This window comes from Paenibacillus sp. MB22_1, from assembly GCF_047200555.1.
In the GTDB taxonomy this organism is placed as follows: Bacteria; Bacillota; Bacilli; order Paenibacillales; family Paenibacillaceae; genus Fontibacillus; species Fontibacillus phoenicis.
On sequence record NZ_JBLADV010000002.1, the window covers coordinates 269,571 to 294,969 of the forward strand.

Sequence of the window (25,399 nt, forward strand, 5' to 3'; positions counted from 1 at the left end):
TCACACCGTCCCCGCAGGCACCGCGCCGAAATCGGCCAGCATGGCAATCTTCCCACCGTAGGTCTTGTGCAAATTTTCCGGTGTAAACGTCTCCCCGGTAGGTCCGGCATCAATCAATTCACCGTTCAGCAGCAGCACGTGATCAAAATATTCCTTCACCGTGGATAAATCGTGATGCACCACCAGCACCGTTTTCCCTTGCTCCTTTAATTCGTGCAGCAGGGCAATGATCGCTTTTTCCGTGGTGGCATCGACACCGGCAAACGGTTCATCCATAAAATACACCTGCGCGTTTTGTGCCAAAGCCCGGGCCAGAAACACCCGTTGCTGCTGACCGCCGGATAACTGGCTGATCTGACGCCCGGCATACTCCGCCATCCCTACCTTCGCCAGACACTCCAGCGCGATTTGCCGTTCCTTCGCTCCGGGGCGGCGAAACCAGCCAAGCTGGCCGTAACGGCCCATCATCACGACATCCAGCGCATGGGTTGGGAAATCCCAATCCACCGATTCGCGCTGCGGCACATAGCCGATCAATTTGCGCTGCTCCCGATAGGATTTGCCATAGATGCGAACTTCACCGTCCAGGGTCGGAAGCAACCCCAGTACGGCTTTGAGCAGCGTGGATTTCCCCGCTCCGTTGGGACCCAGAATCCCAATCAACTGCCCCTCCGGGATGTGAAAAGAGACCGATCTTAACACCGGCTTTTTCTGATAAGCGACGGTTAATCGGTTGACTTCAAGCGGATAAACATTCATATCGGATCACCCTTCCTTGAGTTATTTCAATGCCTCAACGATCGTGTTGACATTATGACGGACCATCTCGATGTAGGTGTCCGCTTCTGAGCCTGGTTCCCCCAGCGAGTCGGAATACAGCTCACCGCCAATTTTCACCGTATGCCCCAGCTCTGCAGCTCCGGCAATCACCGCTTCCATCGATTTGGTCGGAATGCTCGATTCAACGAATACAGCTTTGATCTTGTTCTCAACCAGGAAGTCCCGGAGCTTGGCGACATCCTTTGATCCGTATTCCGCCGCCGTACTGATCCCCTGCAGGCCCATCACTTGGATGCCGTAGGCATCTCCGAAGTAACCAAACGCATCATGGGCCGTAACCAGCACCCGGTCCTGCTCGGGAATTTCAGCGATCCGCTCCTTCACTTCCGCATCCAGCTTCTCCAATTCGGCGATATACGCCTCGGCGTTCTTCCGGTAGACGTCCGCATGGTCTGGATCATAGGCCGACAGCGTGTCGCGAATCGTTTGGGTCGCTGTTATCCAATGCCGGACGTTAAACCAGATATGCGGATCGTACTGCGTGCCCCCGGCATCCGCACCTGAGCGCAATTCGCTCGGATCAATGTCCTTCGACACCGCCACGGTCCGCTTCTTCTGCTCCAATTTCTCAAAAATCTCCGTCATTTTCCCTTCCAGATGCAAACCGCCGTAAAAAACAACCTCCGCCTTATCCAGCTTCTCGATATCCCCCTGCGATGCCTTGTATAAATGCGGGTCCACTCCTGGGCCCATCAGACCGGTGACCTCGACCTGCTCGCCGCCAACCTCCTGAACGACATCTGTGATCATTCCGATCGTAGCCACCACCTTGACTGGCGAATCATTAGCCGATGCGCGAACATGATCCGCCTGACCCTCTACTTTGGAACAAGCCGCCAATACGATTAACGCCAACACGCCCAGCGTCATTTTAGCCCTTTCAAACGGGCTTTTCTTAATCCTCATTTCGTCCATTACGCTTCTCCTCTCCTCGAACTTTACCTAATGTTGTACAAGTGAATACTTGTTTACTTGATCTCTTTTTGTTTTATTTATATAAAAAAGTTTCCTTAGGGCAAATTTTAATCAAAAGATTCCCAAAAAGCAAGAGGAATTTCCTCCGAAACAAAAAAAGCCTGCTCATCGCGAGCAAGGCTTCGTTCAATCTTATGATTATTTCTTGGGGTTGCCGTCCAAACCGTATTCCCGATCGTACGCATCAAAAATTTTCCGGGCAACCGGTGCCGCGCTGTGAGCCCCAAAGCCCCCTTCGGGAATAACAACCGCCACCGCCAGCTTCGGCTTCTCCCTTGGTGCAAACGCAATAAACACGCCGTTATCCAACAACTTGTTCTTATAGGCTTGCTGGGAAGTCCCCGTCTTGCGCGCAAAATCGTACGGAAACCCACCAAAGGCGCTCACGTCGGTTCGCATCCCGTCGATGACTTCGTCCCAATAGGCGTCCTTCATCTTGACTTCATTTAACACCTTCGGCTCAAATTGCATCACCAAACGGCCTTCGGCATCGGTTATTTTTTGCACAAGTCTAGGTTGCATGCGCTTCCCCCGATTGGCTAGCGTCGCAGTATATTGCGCCAACTGCATCGTCGTATATTTGCCCTGCTGCCCGAAGGAAGCATAAGCCAAACGGGCCAACGCCGTTTCCCTTTCATCCTTATAATCCAAGATCCCCAAATATTCACCTGGCAAATCAATGCCCGTGGAAACGCCCAAGCCAAATTGCTTCATATATTCGTCCCAAACCTCAATCCCTTGGGTTCGATATTTGTTGTACAGCTCCTCCCCCACCATATCGACCATAAACGCATTGGACGAGAAGCGGATGGCATCTTTCGGATAGATGGAGCCGTAGACATGCCCGGAGGAATTTCGCACACTCGCTGAGTCGTTGCGGCCGAAATAGGCGATCCCGCGGTCGCTATATTTCGTTTTTGTCGTAAACAAACCTTCGTTTAGGCCGATTAACACTGACAGCGGTTTGATCGTTGATCCCAGGTACACCGTCGAGTCGAAATTATGGCCAGAGCGCCCGGAGGAAAACGGTGTGATCGTACCGTTTCGATAGTTTGACGAAATTTGGCTCCACACCTCTTCAGATACCCCGCCGGATTGCCATACATTCGTATCATAGTCCGGCATGCTGGCCATAACGATGACGTTTCCGGTATCTACTTCCATCGCCACGGCATAACCCGTTTTGGCATGAGGATGCACACTTCCGGATACGGGATTGTGATGGACCCACTCGATTTGATCGAGGATTGCCTGTTCCGCTGCTTGCTGTACGTTTTTATTTATTGTTGTATGCAGGTCATAGCCTTTTACCGGTGGGACGATTTCGGCTACGCCATTCGCCATGTTTCGCGGATCAATTGGAACGCGTTTATAACCGTTCTTACCACGCAGCTCTTGCTGATAATACAACTCCAACCCGTCGAAGCCGGCAAACTCCTCTTCCGTGTATTGCAGCGCCGGGTCTGCATCCCTTCGTTCCCGAATCGGCTTATACCAATCCAAATCGTAGGTGGATTGGAACTTCTTCAGGTAACCTACCGTCTGCACCGCTATCAAATCAGGATCATAATGCCGCACCGACTCCTCAATGATGTCTATACCAAGAAACCTGCTTTTTTGAGCAAGGAAATACGCGGTTTCTTGTTCAGTCAGATTGCTCTTGATTCGGCGTGGAGCAAACCCGCCGCTGCGGCGGAATTTCAAATCCATCGCATCCAGAATCTCTTCTTCCGACATCTGTGCGTTCGGATCGCCATACGTGTCAAACACCTTCTTCAGCTCTTTAGCCAGCGCCGCAGCTTCCGCCAAATTCGCTCTACCCGCTTCGGTCGTCGGATCGTAGTTACTTTTCTGCAAAGTCAAATATAAGGTTTGGATCGGCGTGGAATAGGCCAACTTCTCTCCCCCTGCGGCCAGAATCGAACCCCGGACCGGCGGCATTGGGACATCCCGGAACCTCATTTTCACCTCTTCCATGGAGATCGATGGTCCTTCGACAAACTGCAAGATGGCAAGTCGGATAATGATAAGGGTGAACATCGCGAAGGCACTGAAGAAAAACAGATTAAGCCGAATATGGAAATGCCGCCTTATGGAGGCTTGCTGTTCCTGAGGATCCTCGATGACGTATTTGTTCATCTTCATTTCCGCCTCCCTCGAAGTGATGAATCTTCCTTCCCATCAAAAAACGACCTTTTCAACATCTCTGCGAAAAGGTCGTTGCTGTCATTGGATTCAATTAAGGATTCGTTTGCTCGGTTTGATTCCCGTTTTGCTGTGAAGCGTTATTGTCTGTCTGTTGCTGATTTTGGTTTTTGGTCTTCTTCGGAACCCCGTCCAAGCCATATTCCTGATCATACGCATCAAAAATTTTGCGGGCAACCGGCGCGGCGCTGTAGGCACCAAAGCCGCCTTCCGGAATGACGACCGCTACCGCCAGCTTCGGATTCTCCCGAGGGGCGAAAGCGATAAACACGCCGTTGTCGCGATTGGCACCGTTAGCCCATTGCTCCGAGGTTCCGGTTTTTCTGGCAAAATCGTAAGGGAAACCCGAGAAAGCAAAGGAGACATCGGTCTCCATTCCTCCGATAATCTCGTTCCAATAAGCATTGTTAAACTTAACCTCATTTAGAACTACCGGCTTGAACTCCTTGACGATATTGCCGTCCGTATCGGTAATTTTGCTGACGAGATGCGGTTCCATGCGTTTCCCTCGTGTAGCCAAAGTCGTTGTATATTGGGCGAGCTGCATCGCGGTGTATTTCCCTTGTTGTCCAAAGGAAGCATAGACAAGCCTTGATAATGCTGTCTCCGATTCATTTGTATACTCCAGCTTGCCCAAATATTCATTTGGCAGATCCACACCGGTCGAAACACCTAGACCAAACTGCTTCATATAGTTGTCCCAGATTTCAATCCCTTTAGATCCGTATTTGTTGTAGAGCTTCTCACCGACCATATCGACCATAAAGGTGTTCGATGAGTGACGGATCGCGCCAGCCGGATCGATGGAGCCGTAGGCATGGCGTTGGGAGTTGCGGACGCTTGCGGAATTGTTTTTCCCAAAATATGCAATTCCTGTATCGTTATAATAGGTACTTGTCGTAAACAAACCTTCGTTAAGTCCGATTAACACTGATAACGGCTTAATGGTTGAACCCAACAAAATAACGGATTCCATGTTATGCCCTGACCGACCCGAACTAATCGGCGTGATCGTCCCGTTCTGATAGTTGGAAGAGATTTTGCTCCAATTCTCAGGAGACACCCCGCCGGATTGCCACACGTTGGTATCGTAGTCCGGCATGCTGGCCATGGCCACTACGTTGCCGGTCTCCACTTCCATCGCAACCGCGTAGCCAGTTTTGGCGTTGGGATGAACCTTGCCGGATACCGGGTGGGTATGAACCCACTCGATCTGGTCAAGGATCGCCTGCTCAGCGACCATCTGAATGTTTTTGTTGATCGTCGTATGGAGATCATGGCCTTTTTCCGGCGGTGTGATTTCCGGGATCCCGGTGGCCATGTTCCGCGGATCGATCGGCACGCTCTTGTAGCCGTTCTTCCCGCGCAGCTCGTCCTGATAGTACAGCTCCAGGCCGTCGTATCCGACGTCCTCGTTTTCCGTGTATTGCATCGCCGGATCATCGTTCTTCGCTTCCCGGATCTGCTTGTACTTCTCCAGCGATGTGGATGCCCCTTTAAACTTCCTGATATAACCGATCGTTTGCACGGCTACCGTATCGGGATCGTAATGGCGGATGCTCTCCTCGACGATGTCGATCCCCGGAAATTCACTTTTCCGTTCCAAGAAATAAGCGACTTCTTCAGGTGTCAAATCGATTTTGATTCGGCGCGGCGTAAACCCGTTATATTGCCGGTAATCAAGGTCCATTGCCTTGATGATTTCCTCTTCCGTCATTTGGGTCTCCGGCGAACCTAATCTATCGAAAACCTCCTTCAGCTTCTTGGCCAAAGCCAAAGCTTCCGGACGATTGGCTTTTCCTTTATCCGTGGAATTGCTGTAGTCTTTCTGCAGCGTGATATACAGCGATTGAACCGGCGTGGAATAGGCCAACTTCTCGCCCCCCGCTGCATAGATCGTTCCACGGGTTGGAGCCAGCGGCACGTCCTTGACGCGCAGGTTGCTCTCCTGTTTGGATAACGTCGGGCCTTCTACAAACTGTAATATGGCCAAACGTACGATGATGACGGTAAATATGGCAAAAGCACTAAAGAAAAACATGTTTAGCCGAATGTTAAAATGGCGTTGCATTGCGATTTCTTGTTCTTGCGGATCCTTCGCATAAGTGCTTTTCAAGGCGTTTCCCTACTTTCTTTCCCTTAAATCCTCATTTCTTGAAGTCAACTACTCTATAGTACCATAACGAAATAAGGGGCGGTGAAGTTACGCCCCCTTTCCAGCATTTTTTCCGCATGATTTGCGTGCCGAATCGCACGACCCAGATCCCATGTTGCCCGGTTTTTTCCGCAGCCAAGGCTCAAATCAGCTTATTGGGGACGTGGGTTTCGCTGAACGCCGGCGGATTAAACCAGTCGCCGCTTTTGGCCCAAGTCGAATCCAGCGGAATCCAGGCGTTTTTCTCTGACAAATAAACCTCGTTCCAGGCATGAGGACCGTACCCGCCTTGCCCGTCGTATCCAAGTCCGGTCACGACCTTCACCTGAAGCCCAACGGTTCTAGCCATGACGGCATAGAGCCGGGCATAATCGATGCACACCCCGCGTTTCGTATCAAACGTCATTTGCGGTGTTTGCTCATGCCAGATGCCTTTTTCCTCATAGTCTTTCACTTTATCGTAATCGTATGACACCCGGGTTCCAACCCAGTCGTACAACCGCCGGGCCTTCTCTTCATCCGTATCGGCCCCTTTGGTGATCTCTGCTGCAGCCAGCTCAATGGATTCGGGAATGTTAGCATCAATGACTTCGTATTTCTGTTGAAGGATGCTGCCAAGCTCTGCTTCTACGCTGCGCGTGAATACCGGTAGCTTCTCCTTGATCAAATTGCCGGTAAGCGGCTCAATGACCGTTCTCGCCCCTTGCTGGTAGACCGGCGAGGCTTCCACGTAACGGCTGAACCCGCTGTTCGGATACAACGTCACAACAATAAACAACATGGCGATCAGCATCATACATCGCGCCGCACCAATCACCGCGCCGATCCCGGCGCCGGCCAAACGGCTCAGCAGCGAAGCCGGACGGTCCCCGCCGGAAAACAGCCAGCCGAACAGACCGCTCCCCCCGCGAACGAACAGCATCGCAAAACCCGCCAAGGTACGTATGATCCAATAGAGCAGAAGGAAAACGACGGCAAATCGCATCAGCGGAAAATCCCGTACCGCCATGACCAGCATGTACAGAACCTGCTCCCACTGAGCCAGCTCCCGATCCGGCAGCGGCAGCTCCGTCAACCAAGTCTGAACCTTCGGAGATAACCACATCGTTAATGGGATGGCAATCGCAATGCCAACCAGCGATAAGACGCCGCCGCTTAATAGCGTGAACAGACGGCCTGCCGAGCGGGAGGCTCCGCGCACCAATCCCTGCAGCACCGAGCCGAGAAGCACGGCAAGCAGCAGCACCGTGATCCAGTTATATTCGCTTAGCGTTTGCAGCAATGTCGTCATGTCCAGCTTCATAAGCTCCTCCGTCAATCTAGGTGTAAGTTGTATTTTTCTTAGGGTTATTGAGAATTCCGTTTCGCTTCCTGGATAAATGCCTCAAGCGTGTCGTTCATCGACCATTCGCCCAACGAAACCCCGCGGAACGATACTTTCACTTTATCGCTGCCCGCTTGTCCGGTAACCTCCAGATTCGGGGTCGTAATGGTAAACGAACCGTCCGGATTTTGCGTCATTTGGGCTTCCTTCGCTTCATTTTTCATCATGTTCAACGCTTCAGTTTTACTGATGTCGAGGGCTTGTTCCTTCACCGTTGCTACCGCATCCCCGATATCCTTAAGCGTGATGCCGCTGTAAATCACGATAAATGCGGCGATGATCAGCACCAGCGCCCATTTGACGACCGTTCTTACAAAATTCAGCACAAGGAAGAGAATGACCAGCGCTACGACGATCACCAGCCAATTTTCTTTCAGAAATTCAGTCCATACTTGTACATCAAACATGATGAATCCTCCATAATTAGATTTTCCATGATTTTTGATTTCTGCATTTTGATTCTAACCCATTATACATGATGGCCCAAGACCATGTCAGCTTAACCCCCAATCCCGCGGATTTCAAGCATTTACGCCGAACCACATCTTCGTTCTACTTCGTGATGGAAAGCCGCAAAGGCTTTTCATCACCGAGAAGGTTGGATGAAGCTTGGATCGAGTAGCTGAGCGCAGCTGCCTGGGGGTAATAAGTTCGTCCTGGGGAGCGTACAAGTAATACTAACGTTCATTCTACGCAAAGGAGGGGCGACGCGTGAAAATCGCCTTTTGGCTGTACTTCTTTATGTTTCTGGCTTTCTTCGATCTGCACGCCCAGTACCCGATCCTAACTCCGTTTGCCTTGTCGCTGGGAGCCGCGCCGACGTTTATCGGCTGGATGATGGGGATTTATGCGCTGACGCATCTGCCGGGCAACCTGCTCGCCGGCCAGGGCGTCGACCGTCACGGCAGCAAGCCGTACATGATCTTCAGCCTGGTGACTGCCGGCGGGGTTCTGCTGCTTCAAGCCCATGTAACGGAGCCTTGGCAGCTGCTCGTGCTGCGCTCCATCAGCGGTTTTGTGCTCGCCTTCCTGTCCCCGGCCTGTCTGGCGATGCTCGCCTCGCTGTCCAAAAATCCGGTACAGCAAGGTAAGCTGATGGCCGGTCACGGGGTGATGCATACCGTTGCTTCCGTCGTGTCACCGGCCGCCGGCGCTTTCCTTGTCGCCCAATCCGGCTTTTCCATCGCCTTTCAAATGCTGGGCTGGCTGTTGATCTCGACGGGCATCATTGCCATTTTTACGATCAAGGAGCCTCCCCGTTTGGTTGCGGAAGGTCTGGCCAAATCGGGCTCTGTGAAGTCACGGGTACCGGTGAAGATCAATGTAATCCCTTTGCGCTATTATGTGCTGCCGCTCGCCGTCGCCTGCTCCCAGGGCATTTTGTTTTTTGAACTGCCGCTGCAAGCCGGCGGAGCCGAGGGGATCATGAATACAGGCTTCTATTTTTCCATTATCAGCTTAGGGGCGCTGGTCACGCTGTCGATGTTATTTTTGAGCCGTTATTCCCCTTATTTAAGAGCCAGCATCGGCGTTCTGGGGATCGCCTTATCTTTCTTTGCCCTGGCCGCATTTGAGTTCATTCCGCTTCCCGTCGTGCTTGTGGTCTTAGGGATGGCTAAAGGGGTCGTGTACCCGGCCATAGCTTCGTTGTTTATCGATTTAAGCGGCGGAAAACGGCTGGGTACCGTGTTTTCACTGCAATCGATCGCCATGTCGCTGGGTTCCTTTATCGGCCCGATTGTCGCGGGAGCGATGCACGGCAGCTATTCCCCTTACTTCTTAGCCTTTTTCGTGCTGATGCTTGCCATCATCATCGTCCCGCCCAGAAAGTTCACCGCAACCCTGCCGCCCCCAGTTGGCGCGGGCACCGGACACCACTGATCCATGTCCTTTTAAGCCTACGGGACAAGTGCAACGGATTTTTCATCCAAGGTTAGGCTGCCGCACAGGGCACATGATAGGGTCCTACATAAGATAATCGTGTAGTAACCGATCATGTTTGAAAGCGGGGTGAACTTGAATGGGCGGCATTGACAATTGCGGACCGGGCCCGGTGGTTCCTGGCTATGGATTCTGGACAACGACGGGGACGATCCTCGTGTTGTACATCTTACTGGTAATCATCCTCCGTGCTCCTTTTTATTAATTCTTGCAATCGCTACTGACCCCTGCACACCGGTCTGCCCTCGGGCAGGCCGCTTTTGTTTATGGGGTTTCTAAAGTACTAAATTTCCATAATGTTCCGAAAAAGATGAACCCTTCCCTCCTTTGTTAACGTAACTAAAAATAGATCAAATTTTAGGGAGGGCTCTAGTTGAAGAAGAAACGAAACGCGATTTTTGCCATCATTCTTACGCTTACGCTATGGTTGCCTGGAGGTGCTATGGCAGCCGAGACTCCGCCGACCAACACCGCACCGCAGGGATTGGAGGAAATCGCCGCCGCAAAGGCCGCATTGCTCACCGATACTTACGGAACAACCAGCGTTCAGTACGCTCTGGTCGACCATGGCAAGCTCATCGTTTCGGGGCAAGCCGGCAAGAACGATCCTGAAGGAAAGATCCCGCTAACCTCTGAAACGATGTACGGCATCGGCTCCACCAGCAAAATGTTTACGACCGCTGCGGTCATGAAACTGGTCGATCAAGGCAAAATCAACCTCGATTCGCCGTTGGTGAATTATATCGCGGAGTTCAAGATGAAGGACGAGCGGTACAAGCAGATCACGCCGCGCATGCTGCTGAACCACTCCGCAGGACTACAGGGATCCAGTCTTGCCAACGCGTTTTTGTTCGAAGACAACGACCCTTATGCGCATGATACGCTGCTTGACCAACTGGCCAATCGATCTCTGAAGGCCGACCCAGGTGCGTATTCCGTGTACAGCAACGACGGGTTTACACTGGCGGAAATTTTAGTTGAACGCGTCAGCGGGATGGATTTTACTGACTTTATCCACCAGGAATTCACCGTACCGCTGGGCATGAAGCATACGCTGACGCCGCAGGATGGTCTGGACTTTGGCAAGCTTGCCGCAATCTATGCACCTGGAAGTCCAGAGCCATTGCCGAAGGAAACGGTGAATGTGATTGGGACGGGCGGCGTTTACTCGACCGCCGAAGACCTGGTGAAATTTGCCGGTTTGTTTACGGGCGAAGCGGACAGCATTTTGTCCAAACAAGCCGCTAAAGTGACGGCACAGCCGGAATATAAAAGAGGAATCTGGCCTCAGGATACCGACAACAGCTTTGATTTTGGTTTAGGCTGGGACAGCGTAAAGCTGTTTCCCTTTAATGAATACGGCATCCAAGCATTGGCCAAAGGCGGCGATACACTGATGTATCATGCTGAACTGGTCGTGTTGCCGGACCACCAAATGGCGGCGGCGGTTCTCTCCTCTGGGGGCTCCAGCTCGCTGAACCAATTGCTAGCGAACGAACTGCTGCTCCAAGCGTTGAAGGAGAAGGGCACAATCACGGAGTTTAAGCCGGCCAAGTCCTTTGGTTCGCCGGAACAAGCGGACATGCCTGAAGAACTCAAGCAGTTCAGCGGATATTATGGGGCAACCAACCAGCTGTTCCGCATCGATGTTGCAGATGGTGAAATCCAAATCACATCCCCGTTTGCACCTGGCGAATCGTTAGGACTTCCCAAGCTTGTTTATACGAAAGACGGCACCTTTGTCAGCGAAGACGGCTCACTGAAGGTCAGCTTCGTGAAGGAGAAGAACGGGCGCACCTATCTATGGCAAAGACAATACGCCACCGTTCCTGAATTAGGTCAGCTCGCGCTTAATCTGTATTCCGCGGAGAAATTGGAGGAAAACGCCATTTCACCGGAAGTTGAGGTAGCCTGGAAGCAACGCGATGGGAAAAGTTATTACCTCGTATCGGAAAAATACAGCTCGATGGCTTACTTCATGATGTTGCCGGTCGTTCAAGTGAACCGTACGGACAGCTTGCCCGGTTACGTGATGGACAAACAAATTACGGGCCCTGATACGCTGATGGGCAAACATCAGGTTCCAACGACAGGCAGCCGGGATTCCGCAGAATACCGCTTCTTTACCCAAGGCGGAAGCGAATATTTGGAGGCCGCCGGCTCCTTGTACCTCAGCGGTGATCAAATCCAAGAGTTGTACCCCGGCAAGAAGTCCACGGTGACCTTGCAGCCGTCTGAGCAAGCCCGTTGGTTCACCATTCCGGCGAAAGCCGCTGGAAAGACGATCACCGTAGATCTGCCAGCCAAGGCATCCTTTGCGGTTTATGACGCCGCCGGGGCTTGCGTGAACTTCTCGGTGGCCAGCGGCAGTAACCAAGTGAAACTGCCCGAGAACGGAACCATTGTGTTTATTGGCGATCCAGGCATGCGTTTTGGCATTGAATTGAACTAATCGATAATACTTGTCCTTATTTTCTTATCTAATTTCTAGCAGTTTTGCATGAAGTCCCCTCCCGGGTATAAACTAGAAGCGTAACGACCCCAGCTTGGAGGTTTACGCTTTAGCCCGGAGGGGATTTATTTTGCCAATTAGCATTATCGTGGAAGGGAAGAACGACCGCAGCAAGCTGCGGCGCTTATTAGACGAAGAAGTCCGCATTTATTGTACGTTTGGTACGTTAAACACTGAGAAGCTGGAGAGCTTGCGCAAGAAGGTCAAGGATGACGAGTTGTTTCTGTTCCTCGACAACGATCCTTCCGGCAAACGGATTCGCGGCGTACTTCGGGATGCTTTTCCCGATGCGGAGCAAATTTATACAAGACGGGGATATGCCGGAGTCGAAGGAACGCCCGATGAATACCTGATCGCCCAATTAGAAAAAGCCGGGCTGGAGGAATACATTGTCTATCCCCCAACACCGGCTTCCTATGACAAGTTTTGATCGCGAAGTGAGTTACTCCTTGACGAGGCTGATCACACCCGCAGCGATTTCATCCGGCGTCGCCTCCGGCCGGTAAATTTCCCGCAGTTGGCCCTTACGGTCTACGAGACCGATGAGATCCATATGCACGAAATTCCCATCCGCATCCTTGTCGATCAGAATTTTAAAGGAGTCCATCGCCAGGTCGATCGTCTTCTGCTGATCCCCGCGCAGGAAATACCAGCCGGAATAATCCGCTTTGAATTTATCCCCAAACGCCTTGATGTTCTCCAGCGTATCACGTTCCGGATCAAACGTGATCGAGACGATCGAAGCATCTTTGCCGAACAAGCCTTTCTCTTTCAAAATATCCTGTACTTGGCTCAGCCGAAAGGTTGTGATCGGGCAAACGTCAGGGCAGTTGGCGAAGAAGAAATAAAACAGCCGGACTTTGCCATTCGTATCCTGCAGCGTCACCGTCTTGCCGTCTACGTTCTCCATGCTAAAATCCGCAACAGGACGGATCACCGGAAGCTTAGGCTTCGCATACGTATCCCAGAGCAGATAACCGGCTAGAATCACGCAGATGGCCAGCAGAATCCATGTCCATTTATATTTCTTCAAAACCGCCATTCCCCATCCCCCTAATTACAACCTTACCGTATCCAAGATCATCACGATTAAAGCAATCGTTAAATAGTTCACTGAGAAAATAAATACCCGTTTCGCCCAAGCGTCGTTATCCTTAGCCCGGAATCCCTGAAGTGCCATGAGCAGCCAAGCTACCGACAGTAGGCAGCCGATGATGAGGAACCAAACGCCCGTATAGCCGTAGGCATACATCAAAATCGGAATCGGAATCAGCAATGCAAGATAAGGGATCATCTGCAACTTCGTGCGCGGAATGCCCTTCACGACCGGCAACAGCGGGAAGCCAGCGGCCCGGTATTCCTCGGTACGGCGAATCCCCAGCGCCCAGAAATGGGGCGGTTGCCAGAGGAACAACAGGGCGAACAGCATCCAAGTTCCCAAATCGATCCGTCCCGATGCCGCAACATAGCCAATGACAGGCGGCATGGCGCCGGAGATGGCACCAACCGACGTACTCCAGGTCGAGCTCCGCTTAAGCCACAGCGTATACACCACCACGTAGACAAACATCCCTACCGCACCAAACAACCCGGCCAGCAGACCGGAGAAAATAAACAACACTGAAAGGCCCAGCACTCCCAAGATGACGGCATACCATAACACCGTCTTCGGAGCCAGCTTCCCCGTGGGGAGGACGCGATTCTTCGTCCGGGCCATCTTCGTATCCATCTCCCGGTCGAAGTAATTGTTAAAGACACAGGACGATGCCATCACCAGCGTCGTCCCCAGCAACATGACAATTAATTGAATATAATCAAGCTCCCAGCGGGAAGCCACCCAAAACCCGGCAAACGCCGCAATCAGATTCGAACGCAAAATGCCCGGTTTCGTTAAGGCGATAAAATCTCTCCAAGTCGCCGTCTCTCCCGGAGGAGTAGGTCTCACGGACAACGCAGCGGATTCCGAAGAAGCCTGAACACTTAATGGTTTGTCCACGCGCGATTCATTCCTCCTATATTTGAAATAAAGTTCAGTTTAGGTTTAGGTTTACCTCTATTGATCATTCATAAAACGTTCAACGTTTTTACCCTTACGCTATAAACTTTATCATATCAAAACCCTGAAATGTTTGACAATCGATGGAATATCGCGCATTAACTATGACAATTTAGTGACACAATTAGCCGCCGGGCGCAGCCGGCGGCTTTCTTTCAAAATATCGTTTATTTTCCGACAAACCCCATCAGGCGCTGAACATCCTGCAGCGTTTTCTCAGCCATTTCGGAAGCGCGCTCCGCCCCTTGGCGCAAGATGCTGCGCAGCTCGCCCGACTCGCGGATTTCACGGTACCGCTGTTGGAGCGGCTCCAGCACACTGACGACCACTTCGGCCAAGTCTTTTTTGAACGGACCATACATTTGCCCTTCATACCGCTGCTCCACTTCTGCGATAGTCAGTCCCGAGCATTGGCTATAGATTGTAATCAGGTTGCTGATCTCCGGTTTCGTCGCCGGATCGAATCTCACTTCGCGTCCGGAATCGGTCGTTGCCCGGCTGATCTTCTTACGGATTTCGTCCGGCGTGTCCAGCAAAGCGATATAGCTGCCTGGGTTCGGATTGCTTTTGCTCATTTTCTTGGAGGCATCATCCAGCGACATGATGCGTGCCCCAACCTCAGGAATGTACGGCTCCGGCAGCGTAAAGTATTCGCCAAACCGATGGTTAAACCGTCCTGCTAAATCACGGGTTAATTCCAAATGCTGCTTCTGGTCATCCCCAACCGGTACCAGGTCAGCGTTATAAATCAAGATGTCCGCCGCCATCAAAGCAGGATAGACGAACAGCCCAACCCCAACGGATTCCTTCCCGGCCGATTTGTCTTTAAATTGGGTCATTCGTTCAAGTTCGCCCATCGAGGTGAGCGTCGTCAGCAGCCATCCGAGCTGGGCATGCTGCATCACATGGGATTGCAGATAAACATTTGCTTTATTCGGATCGATACCGGCCGCGAGATAAAGCGCCGCAACCGCTTCGGATTGCTCCGTCAATGCTGCCGGTTCCTGCGGAACGGTGATCGCGTGCAAATCCACGATCATAAAGTTGCAGGCATGATCATGCTGCAGCTCCACGAAGTTCTTAATAGCCCCGATGTAATTGCCTAGTGTCAGTTTGCCGCTGGGCTGGATGCCAGATAATACTCTCTTCATGACGAAAATTCCTCCCTTTGATTCAAATGCTGCATGAGTAAGACCCCGGTTTTGGTAAAATGCAAAAAGGCCCCGCGCCCGCAAGGGACGTGAGACCGTGGTGCCACCCTTATTTGCTGATGGTTGGAGCATTGGGGTTCGCGGTCAGCTTAGACGCGATGCCTCAACAAGATCAGCCTTTCCAATCCGTAACGTGGATGACCCGGCCGGCCTACTGACAACAGGCTCGCCGCCTCTTGCGTTCAACCTGGCGCTCCGAGGCCCATTCGGCACAAGCTCCTTCACCGGTTCGCATCAACCACCGGCTTTCTGCAGAACGGAAACTTCGCTTACTTCCCCTCATCAACGCTTTCTCGTTATGCCTATCATCATAAATAACACCAGCGGTGGTGTCAAATCTATTTTTCGTCTTACGCAAAAAGTGTTATGATTAGTCTAGCTTAAGGAACTGATTATGTGGGAAAAGGAGCAACGATATGAAAAAGGTGACCAAAGGGCAATGGAACGGTTACGATACGTACATCTTACATAGCCGCGAGCTTGAAGTCACGCTGCTACCTCGCCTAGGAAATAACGTCATTCGTATATGGGACAATGTCCAGCAGCGCGATGTGCTGCGTCATCCAGAAGAGAACGAACTTGATTTCTACCTGCAGAAGCCATATCATTTCGGCATCCCGCTCTTAACTCCCCCCGGACGCATTCGCAGAGGGAAATTCACGTATGCCGGGCAAGAATATCAATTTGATCGCAATACGGCAAATGACAACCACATCCACGGTCTGCACCGTACGCAAAGCTGGTGCGTGAGCGATATCGAAGAAGACGACGAAGGCTGCACCATCACAACGGAATTCAAAACCTCTGACGATCCAAATTGGATCCGTCAATATCCTGAGCCCTTGAAGCTGGAAATGACGCTCAGACTGCAAGGGGCAAGATTAACGCAAACCTTCAAAATTACGCACCTGGGTCAAAACCCGGCCCCCTTCGGTTTGGGGTTGCATACCTGGTTTCGAATTGACGGCGAGCCTGGGCGCTGGAAAGTGAAGTTGCCGGTGACGGAGCTTTACGAATTGGACGAGGAGAACATTCCTAACGGAAAGACCGCTCCGCTAGGGATATGGGATGCGTTAAACTCGGGCATGAATCTGCAAGGCGTGAATTGCGATACGATGCTGCGAATCGGAGATAAGCCGGTCGAAGCGTTGATGCTGCGCGACGACGGCTATGGCCTGCGCTACGCAGCGGATCCTGAGTATTTTAAATTTTGGGTGATCTACTCCAAGGGGGAAGCGGATCAATTCTTCTGCATTGAACCATACACTTGGTTGCCGGACGCTCCAAATTTGAACCTTCCCGCCAGTGAGACCGGGCTGATCGAATTGACGCCGCAACAAACGTTGGAATTAAATCTTTCCCTAGAAATGATCTATCCGAATACCGGTGATGATAACGAAGCTTAACCTTTTTCAAAATTTCCGCCTTCCGTTGGAAGGCGTTTTTTTCGTGATAACAAATCTTCTCGGCGAGAAGAAATCATTACCACTGCCATAGCTTTGAAGCTCCCCGCATATTTTGCACCCTACGAACCATACTAACATCACAAACGCCAAAGGAGGTGACAAACATGGCAGGTCAAAGCCGCGGAAGCCGTAATAACCTTATTGTTCCTCAAGCAACTGCTGCGCTGCAACAACTGAAAATGGAAGCAGCTCAGGAATTGGGCGTACAAATTCCGCAAGACGGTTACTATGGGAACTATACTTCCCGTGAAACCGGTTCTCTTGGGGGCTATATCACGAAACGTTTGGTTCAAATGGCGGAGCAACAGTTGTCGGGTCGTTCGAACCTGTAACTTGCATCCTCCCATTACCCTCTATAGAAACAGGCGGTCTGCTTAGCAGATCGCCTGTTTCCCTTGAATGTTGAACCCTTTAGGAAGACAGCTTTCGGTATGTACTAGCGCCTTTCTCCTTCTGCGGATACCGTTGGATCAGCAAATTGGCCATGTTATAATTCGATTCCATGATTGCATCCACGACTACGGCCCCTTGGCGCAGGGCAAATTCGTAGCTGATCTCGCCATGCGTCCAGTACCGCTTGTACTTCAGCGCTTCAATCGCCATTTTTCGAAAAGAGTGGATCTGTTCTGCATTTAGTCCGTAGGGTTCTTCACTAAGCTGCCCGTTTCGACCCGCAATCGGATTGTGGCGGATGCCAAACTTCCCGATGGTATTATTCCGGATCTGCAGAAATACGGTACCCGAAGTTAATCCCGACAGCTCCTCCTCCAGTTCCTTAAAAACCATGTCGATCTGCCTAACCAGCGATAGTTGCTCGGCTTTCAGCATATTCTCCCACCTTTCCCCCAAAGAATGCAACCTATGGTATAGGTCTTATGTCACATTATAGGTTAAATTTCCTTTTACATCAACATTATGCTATATATTGACTAATTATGTCTTGTTCGTCCAATATTTTCTTCTATCTTCCGACAAAATGCTGCAACAAAAAAGGCCCTCTTTCGAGGACCTAAACCTGTGAAGCAGATACAGTTGGTTATTGGGTTAATTCCAAGAAAGCGTCAACGTCGGCCACACATACCGCCATCGCATCGCGCCAAAAATCCGGCTTCGTTAAATCCACGCCCAGATGCTTGGCAGCCAGCTCTTCCACCGTCATCCGGCCGGTGTCTTGCAGCAGCGCATCATATTTCGCCGCAAAGCTTGGGCCTTCACGCAGCGCTTGCGCATAAATTCCGGTGCTGAACATGTACCCAAAGGTGTAAGGGAAATTATAGAAAGGCACATCTGTGATATAGAAATGCAGCTTGGATGCCCAGAAATGCGGGTGATAGCTGCCCAGCGCCCCCTGGAAGGCTTCGCGCTGTGCTTCTTCCATCAATTCACACAACTCGGCGGCATCCAAAAATCCCTGCCGGCGTTTCTCATAGAACCGGGTTTCAAACAAGAAGCGGGCATGAATATTCATGAAGAAGCTGATCGAATTTTGCACCTTATCGGCGAGCAGAACAATTTTCTGCTGATCATCTGCCGCATTTTTGACGAAGGCGTCAGCCAGGATCATTTCCGCGAAGGTCGAAGCGGTCTCCGCGACGTTCATCGCGTAATCCTGACTAAATCTCGGCAGCTCCTCCATCACGTACTGGTGATAGGCGTGCCCCAGCTCATGCGCCAACGTATATACGTTGGATACGTTCCCGCCAAACGTCATGAAGATCCGCGTCTGCTTGCTCAGCGGCAGAGAGGTACAGAATCCCCCCGGCCGTTTACCAGGACGGTCCTCGGCCTCGATCCAGCGCTTGTTAAACGCCATGGTGGCGAACTCCGCCAGCTTCGGGCTAAATTTGCCAAACTGCTGGACGATGTCTTCGGCCGCCTGTTCGTACGTAATTTTGCCGGCGGCTTGGCCCAGCGGGGAATCCACGTCGGTCCAGCTTAATTTCTCCACCCCAAGCAGCTTGGCTTTGCGCTCCAGATAAGCGACGAATTTCGGCTTGTTCTCGACGATCACTTGCCACATCGCATCCAGCGTGGCTTTGGACATCCGGTTAAGGGCCAGCGGTTCCTTCAGGATATCGTCCCATCCGCGTTTCTCGTACAATTTGATCCGGAACCCTGCCAAGCGGTTCAGCGCATCAGCACAATAGTCCTCCGCTTTGGTCCAGGCTTCCTCCCATTTTGGAAACACGCGCTCGCGCACGTTCCGGTCCGGATCATCCAGCTTGTTGGCCGCTTGGCCGACGGATAGCATTTTGACCTCACCATTGTCCTCTTCAAAGGGGACTCCCACTTTGGCAACGATCGTATCATAATGCTGACCCCAGCCGTGGTAACCGTCTACTGCCAGATCGGAAACCAGATTTTCCAGCTCCGGCGCAAGCTTCTCCCGCGCTTGCTCCCGTTTCTCGCGAAGCAAGAAGGAGATCGGCGCGATTTCCTCCCGCTGCATCCAAGCTTCCCACACCTCATCGTTCGTCAATCGGAGCAGGTTCCAGAATAAAGTCATCACGTTATTGAATGCAGCGTTTAACGAAGTGACTTTGGCGTCAAGCTGGAGAGCTTTCTTGTCGTGCTGGTCTTGCGCCGTCAAACAGCCGATAAAGCTGCCGGCTTCGGACAGACGGCTGTCTGCTGCTTGCAGATCCACAATCAGGCTGTCCAACGCCTTGGTCTCTTCTACAGTAGACGGGGCCTGCAGCTCTTGCAGTTTCGCCTGGTATGCGGCAATGTCCCGTTCCAGAGCATCCAGATGATCTCGCAGCGCTTTGGAGGCAGAGCCTCCCGGGAAAATCGTTTCTAGGTCCCAAGTGGGTTGAAGGGTTCCTACGAATCTTGACATAAGTTCGCTTCCTTTCCGTATCGTTTATAATTGATGCCTTATGGGATAACAGTGTATGCTAGTAGAGGATGCTCTATTATAACGCTTGTCTGAATACAGGGGGGATTTCCATGAGACCGTTGCAAATATCGGCGGATACCGCCGTGAAATTAGCCGCAAAACTCAAGGTGCCGGTCGAGCACCTTATGCATATGCCGCAGCACATTTTAATGCAAAAAATCGCAGAACTGGCGAAAGAAGAAGCAGGCCAGCCTTCCGCAGAAGCGGAAGCCGGAGATGCCAGCCAAGCCGGTCACGAACCGGAGCATTCATGATCCCCTGTAACCAAACGTGGCCTTATGATGTTGTCATGGGGGACGTGTATGTCCATGAGTGCCCATTTTGCTCCAGCCGTAACGTGCTGCTGCCTCTGAAGCCCCGCGAGTTGAAATCGATCCACGAGGGGAAGAAGAAGCTGCTCGTCTTCCCCTGCTGCGGGAACAAGCTACATGTCCTTGACTGTGACAACGATTACCTGTTAACCGATAAGGTTGTCCGGTAGAAATAACGTAATGTGACCAGGTCGCCTTTAGCGATCTAAAGGGCCGTTTCCTCTGGATACGGCCCTTCGTCATGTCTACGCTTGGATGTCTGCTTGTCCGTTCCGTCAACCGCGCATTTCCTCAGGCAGCTCATGTCCGCCATTCATCATTTCTTCGCGCAGCAGCGCCCATTGCTCGCGGGATGCCCGAATCATCGCCGCATCCATGATCCGCTTGTCATTAATGACGCGCCCAAACCATTTGACTGCGTCGTTGTACTTGCCAATCCGCCGGTTCAGCTCGCCGATCAAATACATCAGGCGGGCATCGCTGCCGCCGACGCCTTCTTTTTCGTAAACGCGGATGTAGGCTTCCAGCGAATACTCCAGAAAACGCTTCTCCTGTTCGACGTTGTTCTTGTATCGATACAACCAAGCAATATGATGCAGCAAGCTGGCAATAATCCGGTCGGTTTCGCCGATGGTTTGTGCGCAAATCAGCGCCAGCTTGTACGTCTCCATCGCAGTCTCCCAATCCCGGCGCCCGCCATAGTCCTTCTGGTTAAACCGGCTGCCGATCGCCTCTTGGAAGAGGGCTCTTTGCCGGTCGGTCAAGCGGGATACCGAATTTTCCGTCGAAGCAAAACCGCAGGACGGGCATACCCGAACGACGTAATAATCCGGATTCTCCTTCTGATAATAGCCGCAAAAATCCGTATCCGTACGTACAGCCCGTTTAAAGCTCGGACGCACACGCGAGGTCGAAAATTCACTCTGGCAATGGATGCAAGTGACCTTGATCTGATAAAGCGGTTCAAGTTCCAAAACGTCCTACTTCCTTTCAATAATCTGCCCTGCCCGGCACATTAGTTCATCGGTCTAAGGTGTGTTCACGAAATGAAAAGCCGGGCCGGACAGACGCTCCAGCACGATCCCTCGCAGCGGCTCCTCGACTCCAATCTCCTCCAGCGCAGCTTTCATGCAGGCCAGCCAAGCCTCGGCGCGTTCCGTCGTCACCGGAAACGGCAAATGCCGGGCACGCATCATCGGATGACCAAAGGCATCAGAGTAGAGGGACGGGCCTCCAAAAAACTGCGACAAGAACATAAATTGCTTCTCCATGACCGGAGTAATGTCTTCCGGGAATAAGGGTCCTAACAACGGATCACGTTGAACCCGCGGATAGAAGGCTTCCACCAACCGCCGAATCGTCTCTTCTCCGCCGAGGTTGTCGTATAAACTCAAGCCTTGATTCATCTGTTCACCGCCTCCGTTTTTCCTTATTATATCAAAAAAAAATAAAAGCTCCTACCAAAGGAGCTTCTACTCGAATGCGGTCTTTCAATCTATCAGTAGCTGCGACAATGCTCATGAACATCACTCCATCCTCAAAATTTGGCTGCTGCACCATGTTTGATCAAATGATAGCTGGTACTAAAGTTCTATATTGGTCTTAAGCATCATTTTAGCATAGAAGCTCAAAAATATCAGCCCTTTTTTGAAACCGCTTCCTTTATTTTTTTGTGCTGTTTGTCCCATTCATTTCATACACTTCACTATGATTTGATGTGGAGGCGTACCCATGAAATTCCAACGCTTAACGGCTGTTTTGTTGCTCGTTGCCGCGCTGATGCTGGCCGTTCTGATGGCCTGTTACCCGGAAGCTTCCTGGCAGGCAGGGGTTCGCGGCCTCGCCATCTGGTGGGACGTGCTGTTCCCGTCCCTATTCCCGTTCTTCGTCATATCCGAAGTGCTGCTAGGCTTTGGGATTGTGCATTTTCTCGGCAAGCTGCTGGACCCGCTGATGAAGCCCTTGTTTCGGATCCCGGGCAGCGGCGGGTTCGTGCTGGCGATGGGGTTTGCTTCCGGCTACCCCGTCAGCGCCAAGCTGGCGACCAAGCTGCGCGAGCAACGGCTCGTTTCCCGGGTAGAGGGAGAACGACTTGTCTCGTTCACGACGTCATCCGACCCCATCTTTCTCATCGGGGCGGTCTCTGTCGGCTTCTTTGGCAATCCGAAGCTGGCCGGGGCGCTCGCTTTGACCCATTATGGAGGGGCCCTGCTGATCGGCCTGGTCATGCGCTTCTACCGTCCGGACCGAAACTTGCCGGCAGATCCCGGTGAAGGCGATGAATCCGGGCGCTTCAGCCTGAAGCTGGCGCTTAAGGCCATGCATGAAGCCCGGGTTCAGGACGGACGCAGCCTCGGAGAGCTGCTGCGGCAGGCAGTTGCCTCCTCCCTGCAGCTGATGACCGTAGTAGGCGGCCTGGTCGTATTTTTTTCCGTGATCCTGGAGGTGCTCACCGCTTCGGGCTTCATGGGCTTCCTATATACCGGGTTCCAACAGCTGCTGCCGCTGCTGGGTCTGCCCAGCCAGTTAGCCGAGCCCCTCATGGGCGGCTTGTTTGAAGTCACCTTGGGCGCTAAAGCATCCGCGGCGCCGGAGGGAATCCCTTTGCAGTTCAAAGCCGCAGCAGCAGCTTTCATTCTCTCTTGGGGCGGCTTATCGGTTCATGCCCAAGTGGCCAGCATCTTAAATGGAGCTGACCTGCGTTATTTTCCTTTTCTAATCGCTAGGTTCCTTCATGCCGTGATTTCCGCCGGGCTGTTGCTGCTTCTCTGGAACCCCCTGATGGGGGCCGCGCCGGCGTGGGCGATTCATCCTCCTGAGTTTGGAGGCCAAGAAGTGCTTTACGGTTGGGGTGCTGTTCCGGGAGCGTCCCGTTTCTTCCTGGTGACCCTGGCCATCCTACTTATTTTGTCATTCCTGGCCGAAATCATTCGCCGCCAGCGGCACCGAAAATGAAACGTTGTGTTCTGCGGACGAATTGATTATGATCTTTACAAAAGGATATTCAAGCGCATGTTCAAAATAATGTTCGTTTTTGAACAGCCTTTTTCAAAGGAGCTTGTCAACTTGAGATACTTTGTACTTGACCGCGGCGATCAGCTGTCTGTGGAATTAAGCCAAACCTTTCATAAGCTTGCTGCGCAGCATGGGCTTGAGCTGGATGCGAAATCCCCGGACATCGTTGTCTCCATCGGCGGAGACGGCACAATGCTTCATGCCTTCCATACGTTTATCGATCAGATTCCTTCCATCGCATTTGTAGGAATTCACACGGGCCATCTGGGCTTTTACGCCGACTGGAAAGCCGACGAAATTCCTGAGCTGGTGGAAATGATGAGCGGTCATGCAGATCCCGGCTTGCTCAGGCCGCGCATCGTCCGTTACCCCTTAATCGATCTGGAGATTCAGAAGAGGTCGGGCAGCTCTTCCCACATTTGCTTAAACGAATTTACGCTGAAGGGCGTCGATGGCACTGTGGTTGCCCAAGTGGACATCAATGACCAAATGTTCGAAATGTTCCGCGGCGACGGCATTTGCGTATCCACCCCCTCCGGCAGTACTGCCTATAACAAGAGCTTGGGGGGAGCGATGATCCATCCGACGATTGAAGCGCTGCAGATCACAGAGATCGCTTCGATCAACAATCGGGTGTTCCGGACGCTAGGCTCTCCGTTGGTGCTGCCCAAGCATCATCATTGCGACATTTATTCGCGCAAGGAACAGCGCTTATTGCTGACCATTGACCACGTCAACCTGCCGATGGACGATCTAGTGTCCGTACGCTGCCAGGTGTCGGATCAGAAGATCAGCTTTGTCCGTTATCGGCCGTTTCCGTTTTGGAACCGGGTCCGCAATGCGTTCCTGGACTAATCGGCAGGTCTGACAAGCTCTTTGGATATCGAAAATATTGTAAAGGAAGAACTGAATATGATCTTAAGCTCATTCCGCAAGTATGCATTCATCCCGATGTTGTCCCTCGCCTTGCTGGGCTTGCCCCAGACGGTTGGAGCGGCCGGGACGGCAGGCGCTGCCGGTACCACCGCAGCTGGAACGATCATTCAGCTGGGAACGTCAGAAACCTCCACAGACCTTCAGACACTTCAGGAAGTGCTGAACTACCTGGAAGCCTACAACATTGAAGGCGTTGAGCGTCAGGAGTTTCTCGATAATGCGATACGCGGCATGGTTTATACGCTGGACGATCCCTATAGCGATTACTATTCCAAGGATGAACTGGAGAGCTTCGAGAATAGCGTAAATCAGGAGTTCGTTGGCATCGGAGTTACGCTTCGCTTCTATAACAACAAGCTGTACATCACCGACGTGTTGCCCAATTCTCCAGCCTCCAAAGCCGGCCTTCTGGCAGGCGATATCATCACCAAGGTGGATGCGAAGCCGGTAACCAGCAGCGAGGATGTCGCACGGATTCAAGGGGAGGAAAATACCCAAGTCACCATTACGATCAACCGTAACGGACAGGCTCTAGTATTTCCGATCACAAGAGCGCATTTCTCATTGCCTTCCGTCACCGGCAAGGTCATTCCTTCCAGCAAGGTCGGCTACATCGCCGTGACCTCCTTCTCCGATACAGCGGATGAGGAATTTGCGCAAAAATTAGCCGCCCTGCGCAAGGAAGGGATTGGCGCTCTCGTACTGGACCTGCGTGACAATCTTGGCGGTTACGTCGAATCGGCGGCCAACATCGCCAAGCAGTTCATGAAGGAGGGGATCCTGATGTACACCTCCGGCCAAAGCGGAGAGCTGCAGCCCGTTGAAATCACGGGTGGCCAAGACATCGGGATGCCGGTCGTGGTGCTGACCAACGGTCTGACCGCCAGCGCATCGGAAATCTTGACGGGGGCGCTGCGCGACAACGGAATCGCCAAGGTTGTGGGGGATCAAACTTACGGGAAGGCGCGCATTCAGAACGTATTCCCGCTGTCCAACGGCAGCTCATTGAAGCTGACAGTCCAAGCCTACTTGACGCCAAATAAGCTGGATTTCAACCATGTGGGGCTGAAGCCGGACGTTGAGGTGAAGAACAATGCAGCAGCGCAGTTGATTACCGGGATGTATGCAGCCGGGGTACGGCATATCAGCGTATCCGGCGGACCTGCCTCGCTGAACATTAACGGAGCGGCTTTCCCGGGATATATCGATGTGATTCAGGACGGCAAACTCATTTACGCCCCTTCCCGCTTATTATCGTCGCTGATTCAAGGAACGCCGGTGTGGAATTCGAAGAACGGGAAGTTAACCATCACCGATTCGCTTGGGAAGCAAACCGGATTTACCTTGGCTGCCAAAACGATCAAAGTTGTAGATGGTGAAGCTTATCTCGAGCTGCACGAGTTCCAGAAGAAATATCCGAAGCTGACATGGAGCTATAAACAAGGTATACTGAACTTATCTATGAAGTAATAACATAAAACAACAGAAACGGC

The 25,399-nt window shown here is 52.0% G+C and carries 23 protein-coding genes and 1 other annotated feature; of the genes, 10 read left to right on the top strand and 13 right to left on the bottom strand.

All coding sequences use genetic code 11. The features are described 5' to 3' along the window. The 6 genes from ACL02P_RS12940 to ACL02P_RS12965 all read right to left on the bottom strand — a co-directional run bounded on the left by ACL02P_RS12940 (position 1) and on the right by ACL02P_RS12965 (position 7,966). The gene (locus ACL02P_RS12940; protein WP_009224756.1) at positions 1-759 is read right to left on the bottom strand and encodes a metal ABC transporter ATP-binding protein; all 759 of its coding nucleotides are present in this window, start codon (positions 757-759) and stop codon (positions 1-3) included. Between the two features lie 21 nt (positions 760-780). Next, complete coding sequence (locus ACL02P_RS12945) at positions 781-1,755, bottom strand: metal ABC transporter solute-binding protein, Zn/Mn family (RefSeq protein WP_009224755.1); 975 nt, start codon at positions 1,753-1,755, stop codon at positions 781-783. Positions 1,756-1,953: 198 nt separating this feature from the next. Further along, positions 1,954-3,954, bottom strand: coding sequence for a peptidoglycan D,D-transpeptidase FtsI family protein (locus ACL02P_RS12950; protein WP_412838244.1), 2,001 nt, complete (start codon positions 3,952-3,954; stop codon positions 1,954-1,956). 100 nt (positions 3,955-4,054) lie between these two features. Then, positions 4,055-6,091 (bottom strand): peptidoglycan D,D-transpeptidase FtsI family protein, encoded by a 2,037-nt coding sequence (locus tag ACL02P_RS12955; RefSeq protein WP_412838245.1) that lies wholly within the window; start codon positions 6,089-6,091, stop codon positions 4,055-4,057. Positions 6,092-6,317: 226 nt separating this feature from the next. Further along, the gene (locus ACL02P_RS12960) at positions 6,318-7,478 is read right to left on the bottom strand and encodes a transglutaminase domain-containing protein (RefSeq protein ID WP_260070552.1); all 1,161 of its coding nucleotides are present in this window, start codon (positions 7,476-7,478) and stop codon (positions 6,318-6,320) included. Between the two features lie 44 nt (positions 7,479-7,522). Beyond that, positions 7,523-7,966 (bottom strand): hypothetical protein, encoded by a 444-nt coding sequence (locus ACL02P_RS12965; RefSeq protein WP_009224751.1) that lies wholly within the window; start codon positions 7,964-7,966, stop codon positions 7,523-7,525. Between the two features lie 304 nt (positions 7,967-8,270). On the opposite strand from ACL02P_RS12965, the gene ACL02P_RS12970 reads away from it, so the two are divergent. The 3 genes from ACL02P_RS12970 to ACL02P_RS12980 all read left to right on the top strand — a co-directional run bounded on the left by ACL02P_RS12970 (position 8,271) and on the right by ACL02P_RS12980 (position 12,442). After that, on the top strand, positions 8,271-9,440 hold the full coding sequence (locus tag ACL02P_RS12970) for an MFS transporter (RefSeq protein ID WP_009224750.1): 1,170 nt from the start codon (positions 8,271-8,273) through the stop codon (positions 9,438-9,440). Positions 9,441-9,873: 433 nt separating this feature from the next. After that, positions 9,874-11,952, top strand: coding sequence for a serine hydrolase domain-containing protein (locus ACL02P_RS12975; RefSeq protein WP_412837439.1), 2,079 nt, complete (start codon positions 9,874-9,876; stop codon positions 11,950-11,952). A 130-nt stretch (positions 11,953-12,082) separates the two neighbouring features. After that, on the top strand, positions 12,083-12,442 hold the full coding sequence (locus ACL02P_RS12980; RefSeq protein WP_036644969.1) for a toprim domain-containing protein: 360 nt from the start codon (positions 12,083-12,085) through the stop codon (positions 12,440-12,442). A gap of 12 nt (positions 12,443-12,454) precedes the next feature. On the opposite strand, the gene ACL02P_RS12985 is transcribed toward ACL02P_RS12980, so the two are convergent. The 3 genes from ACL02P_RS12985 to trpS all read right to left on the bottom strand — a co-directional run bounded on the left by ACL02P_RS12985 (position 12,455) and on the right by trpS (position 15,219). Next, positions 12,455-13,054 (bottom strand): SCO family protein, encoded by a 600-nt coding sequence (locus ACL02P_RS12985; RefSeq protein ID WP_412837440.1) that lies wholly within the window; start codon positions 13,052-13,054, stop codon positions 12,455-12,457. Positions 13,055-13,069: 15 nt separating this feature from the next. Next, complete coding sequence (cyoE, locus tag ACL02P_RS12990) at positions 13,070-14,008, bottom strand: heme o synthase (protein ID WP_009224746.1); 939 nt, start codon at positions 14,006-14,008, stop codon at positions 13,070-13,072. 227 nt (positions 14,009-14,235) lie between these two features. After that, positions 14,236-15,219 carry a tryptophan--tRNA ligase gene (gene trpS / locus ACL02P_RS12995; RefSeq protein ID WP_009224745.1) on the bottom strand — a complete coding sequence of 328 codons (984 nt, stop codon included), beginning with the start codon at positions 15,217-15,219 and terminating at the stop codon, positions 14,236-14,238. Between the two features lie 80 nt (positions 15,220-15,299). Continuing rightward, positions 15,300-15,574, bottom strand: a binding site (T-box leader). Positions 15,575-15,695: 121 nt separating this feature from the next. Here trpS and ACL02P_RS13000 point away from each other — a divergent pair. Both ACL02P_RS13000 and ACL02P_RS13005 read left to right on the top strand, forming a co-directional pair. Beyond that, the gene (locus ACL02P_RS13000; protein ID WP_412837441.1) at positions 15,696-16,685 is read left to right on the top strand and encodes an aldose 1-epimerase; all 990 of its coding nucleotides are present in this window, start codon (positions 15,696-15,698) and stop codon (positions 16,683-16,685) included. Between the two features lie 164 nt (positions 16,686-16,849). Beyond that, positions 16,850-17,077, top strand: coding sequence for an alpha/beta-type small acid-soluble spore protein (locus tag ACL02P_RS13005; RefSeq protein ID WP_016310922.1), 228 nt, complete (start codon positions 16,850-16,852; stop codon positions 17,075-17,077). A 79-nt stretch (positions 17,078-17,156) separates the two neighbouring features. On the opposite strand, the gene ACL02P_RS13010 is transcribed toward ACL02P_RS13005, so the two are convergent. After that, complete coding sequence (locus ACL02P_RS13010; RefSeq protein ID WP_009224742.1) at positions 17,157-17,573, bottom strand: hypothetical protein; 417 nt, start codon at positions 17,571-17,573, stop codon at positions 17,157-17,159. A gap of 208 nt (positions 17,574-17,781) precedes the next feature. Then, a complete protein-coding gene (locus tag ACL02P_RS13015) occupies positions 17,782-19,584 on the bottom strand; it encodes a M3 family oligoendopeptidase (protein WP_323077685.1) in 1,803 nt (600 codons plus the stop codon). A gap of 110 nt (positions 19,585-19,694) precedes the next feature. On the opposite strand from ACL02P_RS13015, the gene ACL02P_RS13020 reads away from it, so the two are divergent. After that, positions 19,695-19,898: a YycC family protein gene (locus ACL02P_RS13020; RefSeq protein ID WP_036644968.1), complete on the top strand. Its 204-nt coding sequence runs from the start codon at positions 19,695-19,697 to the stop codon at positions 19,896-19,898. Further along, positions 19,895-20,125 carry a hypothetical protein gene (locus tag ACL02P_RS13025; protein ID WP_412837442.1) on the top strand — a complete coding sequence of 77 codons (231 nt, stop codon included), beginning with the start codon at positions 19,895-19,897 and terminating at the stop codon, positions 20,123-20,125. Before ACL02P_RS13020 ends, ACL02P_RS13025 begins: the two co-directional genes overlap by 4 nt. A 105-nt stretch (positions 20,126-20,230) precedes the next feature. Here the strand turns inward: ACL02P_RS13025 and ACL02P_RS13030 are convergent, their stop codons facing one another. Both ACL02P_RS13030 and ACL02P_RS13035 read right to left on the bottom strand, forming a co-directional pair. Then, entirely contained in the window at positions 20,231-20,929 is a 699-nt protein-coding gene (locus ACL02P_RS13030; RefSeq protein ID WP_260070558.1) for a DUF2225 domain-containing protein, read from the bottom strand. Between the two features lie 54 nt (positions 20,930-20,983). Further along, complete coding sequence (locus ACL02P_RS13035) at positions 20,984-21,361, bottom strand: globin (RefSeq protein ID WP_009224737.1); 378 nt, start codon at positions 21,359-21,361, stop codon at positions 20,984-20,986. Positions 21,362-21,686: 325 nt separating this feature from the next. Between ACL02P_RS13035 and ylbJ the strand changes: the two genes are divergently transcribed. The 3 genes from ylbJ (at position 21,687) to ACL02P_RS13050 (ending at position 25,376) form a co-directional block, all read left to right on the top strand. After that, entirely contained in the window at positions 21,687-22,910 is a 1,224-nt protein-coding gene (ylbJ, locus tag ACL02P_RS13040; protein WP_412837443.1) for a sporulation integral membrane protein YlbJ, read from the top strand. A gap of 111 nt (positions 22,911-23,021) precedes the next feature. Then, entirely contained in the window at positions 23,022-23,825 is an 804-nt protein-coding gene (locus tag ACL02P_RS13045; protein ID WP_036645006.1) for an NAD kinase, read from the top strand. Positions 23,826-23,882: 57 nt separating this feature from the next. Beyond that, a complete protein-coding gene (locus ACL02P_RS13050) occupies positions 23,883-25,376 on the top strand; it encodes a S41 family peptidase (protein ID WP_050769737.1) in 1,494 nt (497 codons plus the stop codon). Positions 25,377-25,399 lie beyond the last annotated feature (23 nt).

Coding starts and splice junctions, on each gene's coding strand:
- ACL02P_RS12940 (WP_009224756.1), bottom strand. CDS start 759: ATGAATGTTTATCCGCTTGAAGTCAACCGATTAACCGTCGCTTATCAG.
- ACL02P_RS12945 (WP_009224755.1), bottom strand. CDS start 1,755: ATGGACGAAATGAGGATTAAGAAAAGCCCGTTTGAAAGGGCTAAAATG.
- ACL02P_RS12950 (WP_412838244.1), bottom strand. CDS start 3,954: ATGAACAAATACGTCATCGAGGATCCTCAGGAACAGCAAGCCTCCATA.
- ACL02P_RS12955 (WP_412838245.1), bottom strand. CDS start 6,091: ATGCAACGCCATTTTAACATTCGGCTAAACATGTTTTTCTTTAGTGCT.
- ACL02P_RS12960 (WP_260070552.1), bottom strand. CDS start 7,478: ATGAAGCTGGACATGACGACATTGCTGCAAACGCTAAGCGAATATAAC.
- ACL02P_RS12965 (WP_009224751.1), bottom strand. CDS start 7,966: ATGTTTGATGTACAAGTATGGACTGAATTTCTGAAAGAAAATTGGCTG.
- ACL02P_RS12985 (WP_412837440.1), bottom strand. CDS start 13,054: ATGGCGGTTTTGAAGAAATATAAATGGACATGGATTCTGCTGGCCATC.
- trpS (WP_009224745.1), bottom strand. CDS start 15,219: ATGAAGAGAGTATTATCTGGCATCCAGCCCAGCGGCAAACTGACACTA.
- ACL02P_RS13000 (WP_412837441.1), top strand. CDS start 15,696: ATGAAAAAGGTGACCAAAGGGCAATGGAACGGTTACGATACGTACATC.
- ACL02P_RS13005 (WP_016310922.1), top strand. CDS start 16,850: ATGGCAGGTCAAAGCCGCGGAAGCCGTAATAACCTTATTGTTCCTCAA.
- ACL02P_RS13010 (WP_009224742.1), bottom strand. CDS start 17,573: ATGCTGAAAGCCGAGCAACTATCGCTGGTTAGGCAGATCGACATGGTT.
- ACL02P_RS13015 (WP_323077685.1), bottom strand. CDS start 19,584: ATGTCAAGATTCGTAGGAACCCTTCAACCCACTTGGGACCTAGAAACG.
- ACL02P_RS13020 (WP_036644968.1), top strand. CDS start 19,695: ATGAGACCGTTGCAAATATCGGCGGATACCGCCGTGAAATTAGCCGCA.
- ACL02P_RS13025 (WP_412837442.1), top strand. CDS start 19,895: ATGATCCCCTGTAACCAAACGTGGCCTTATGATGTTGTCATGGGGGAC.
- ACL02P_RS13035 (WP_009224737.1), bottom strand. CDS start 21,361: ATGAATCAAGGCTTGAGTTTATACGACAACCTCGGCGGAGAAGAGACG.
- ylbJ (WP_412837443.1), top strand. CDS start 21,687: ATGAAATTCCAACGCTTAACGGCTGTTTTGTTGCTCGTTGCCGCGCTG.
- ACL02P_RS13050 (WP_050769737.1), top strand. CDS start 23,883: ATGATCTTAAGCTCATTCCGCAAGTATGCATTCATCCCGATGTTGTCC.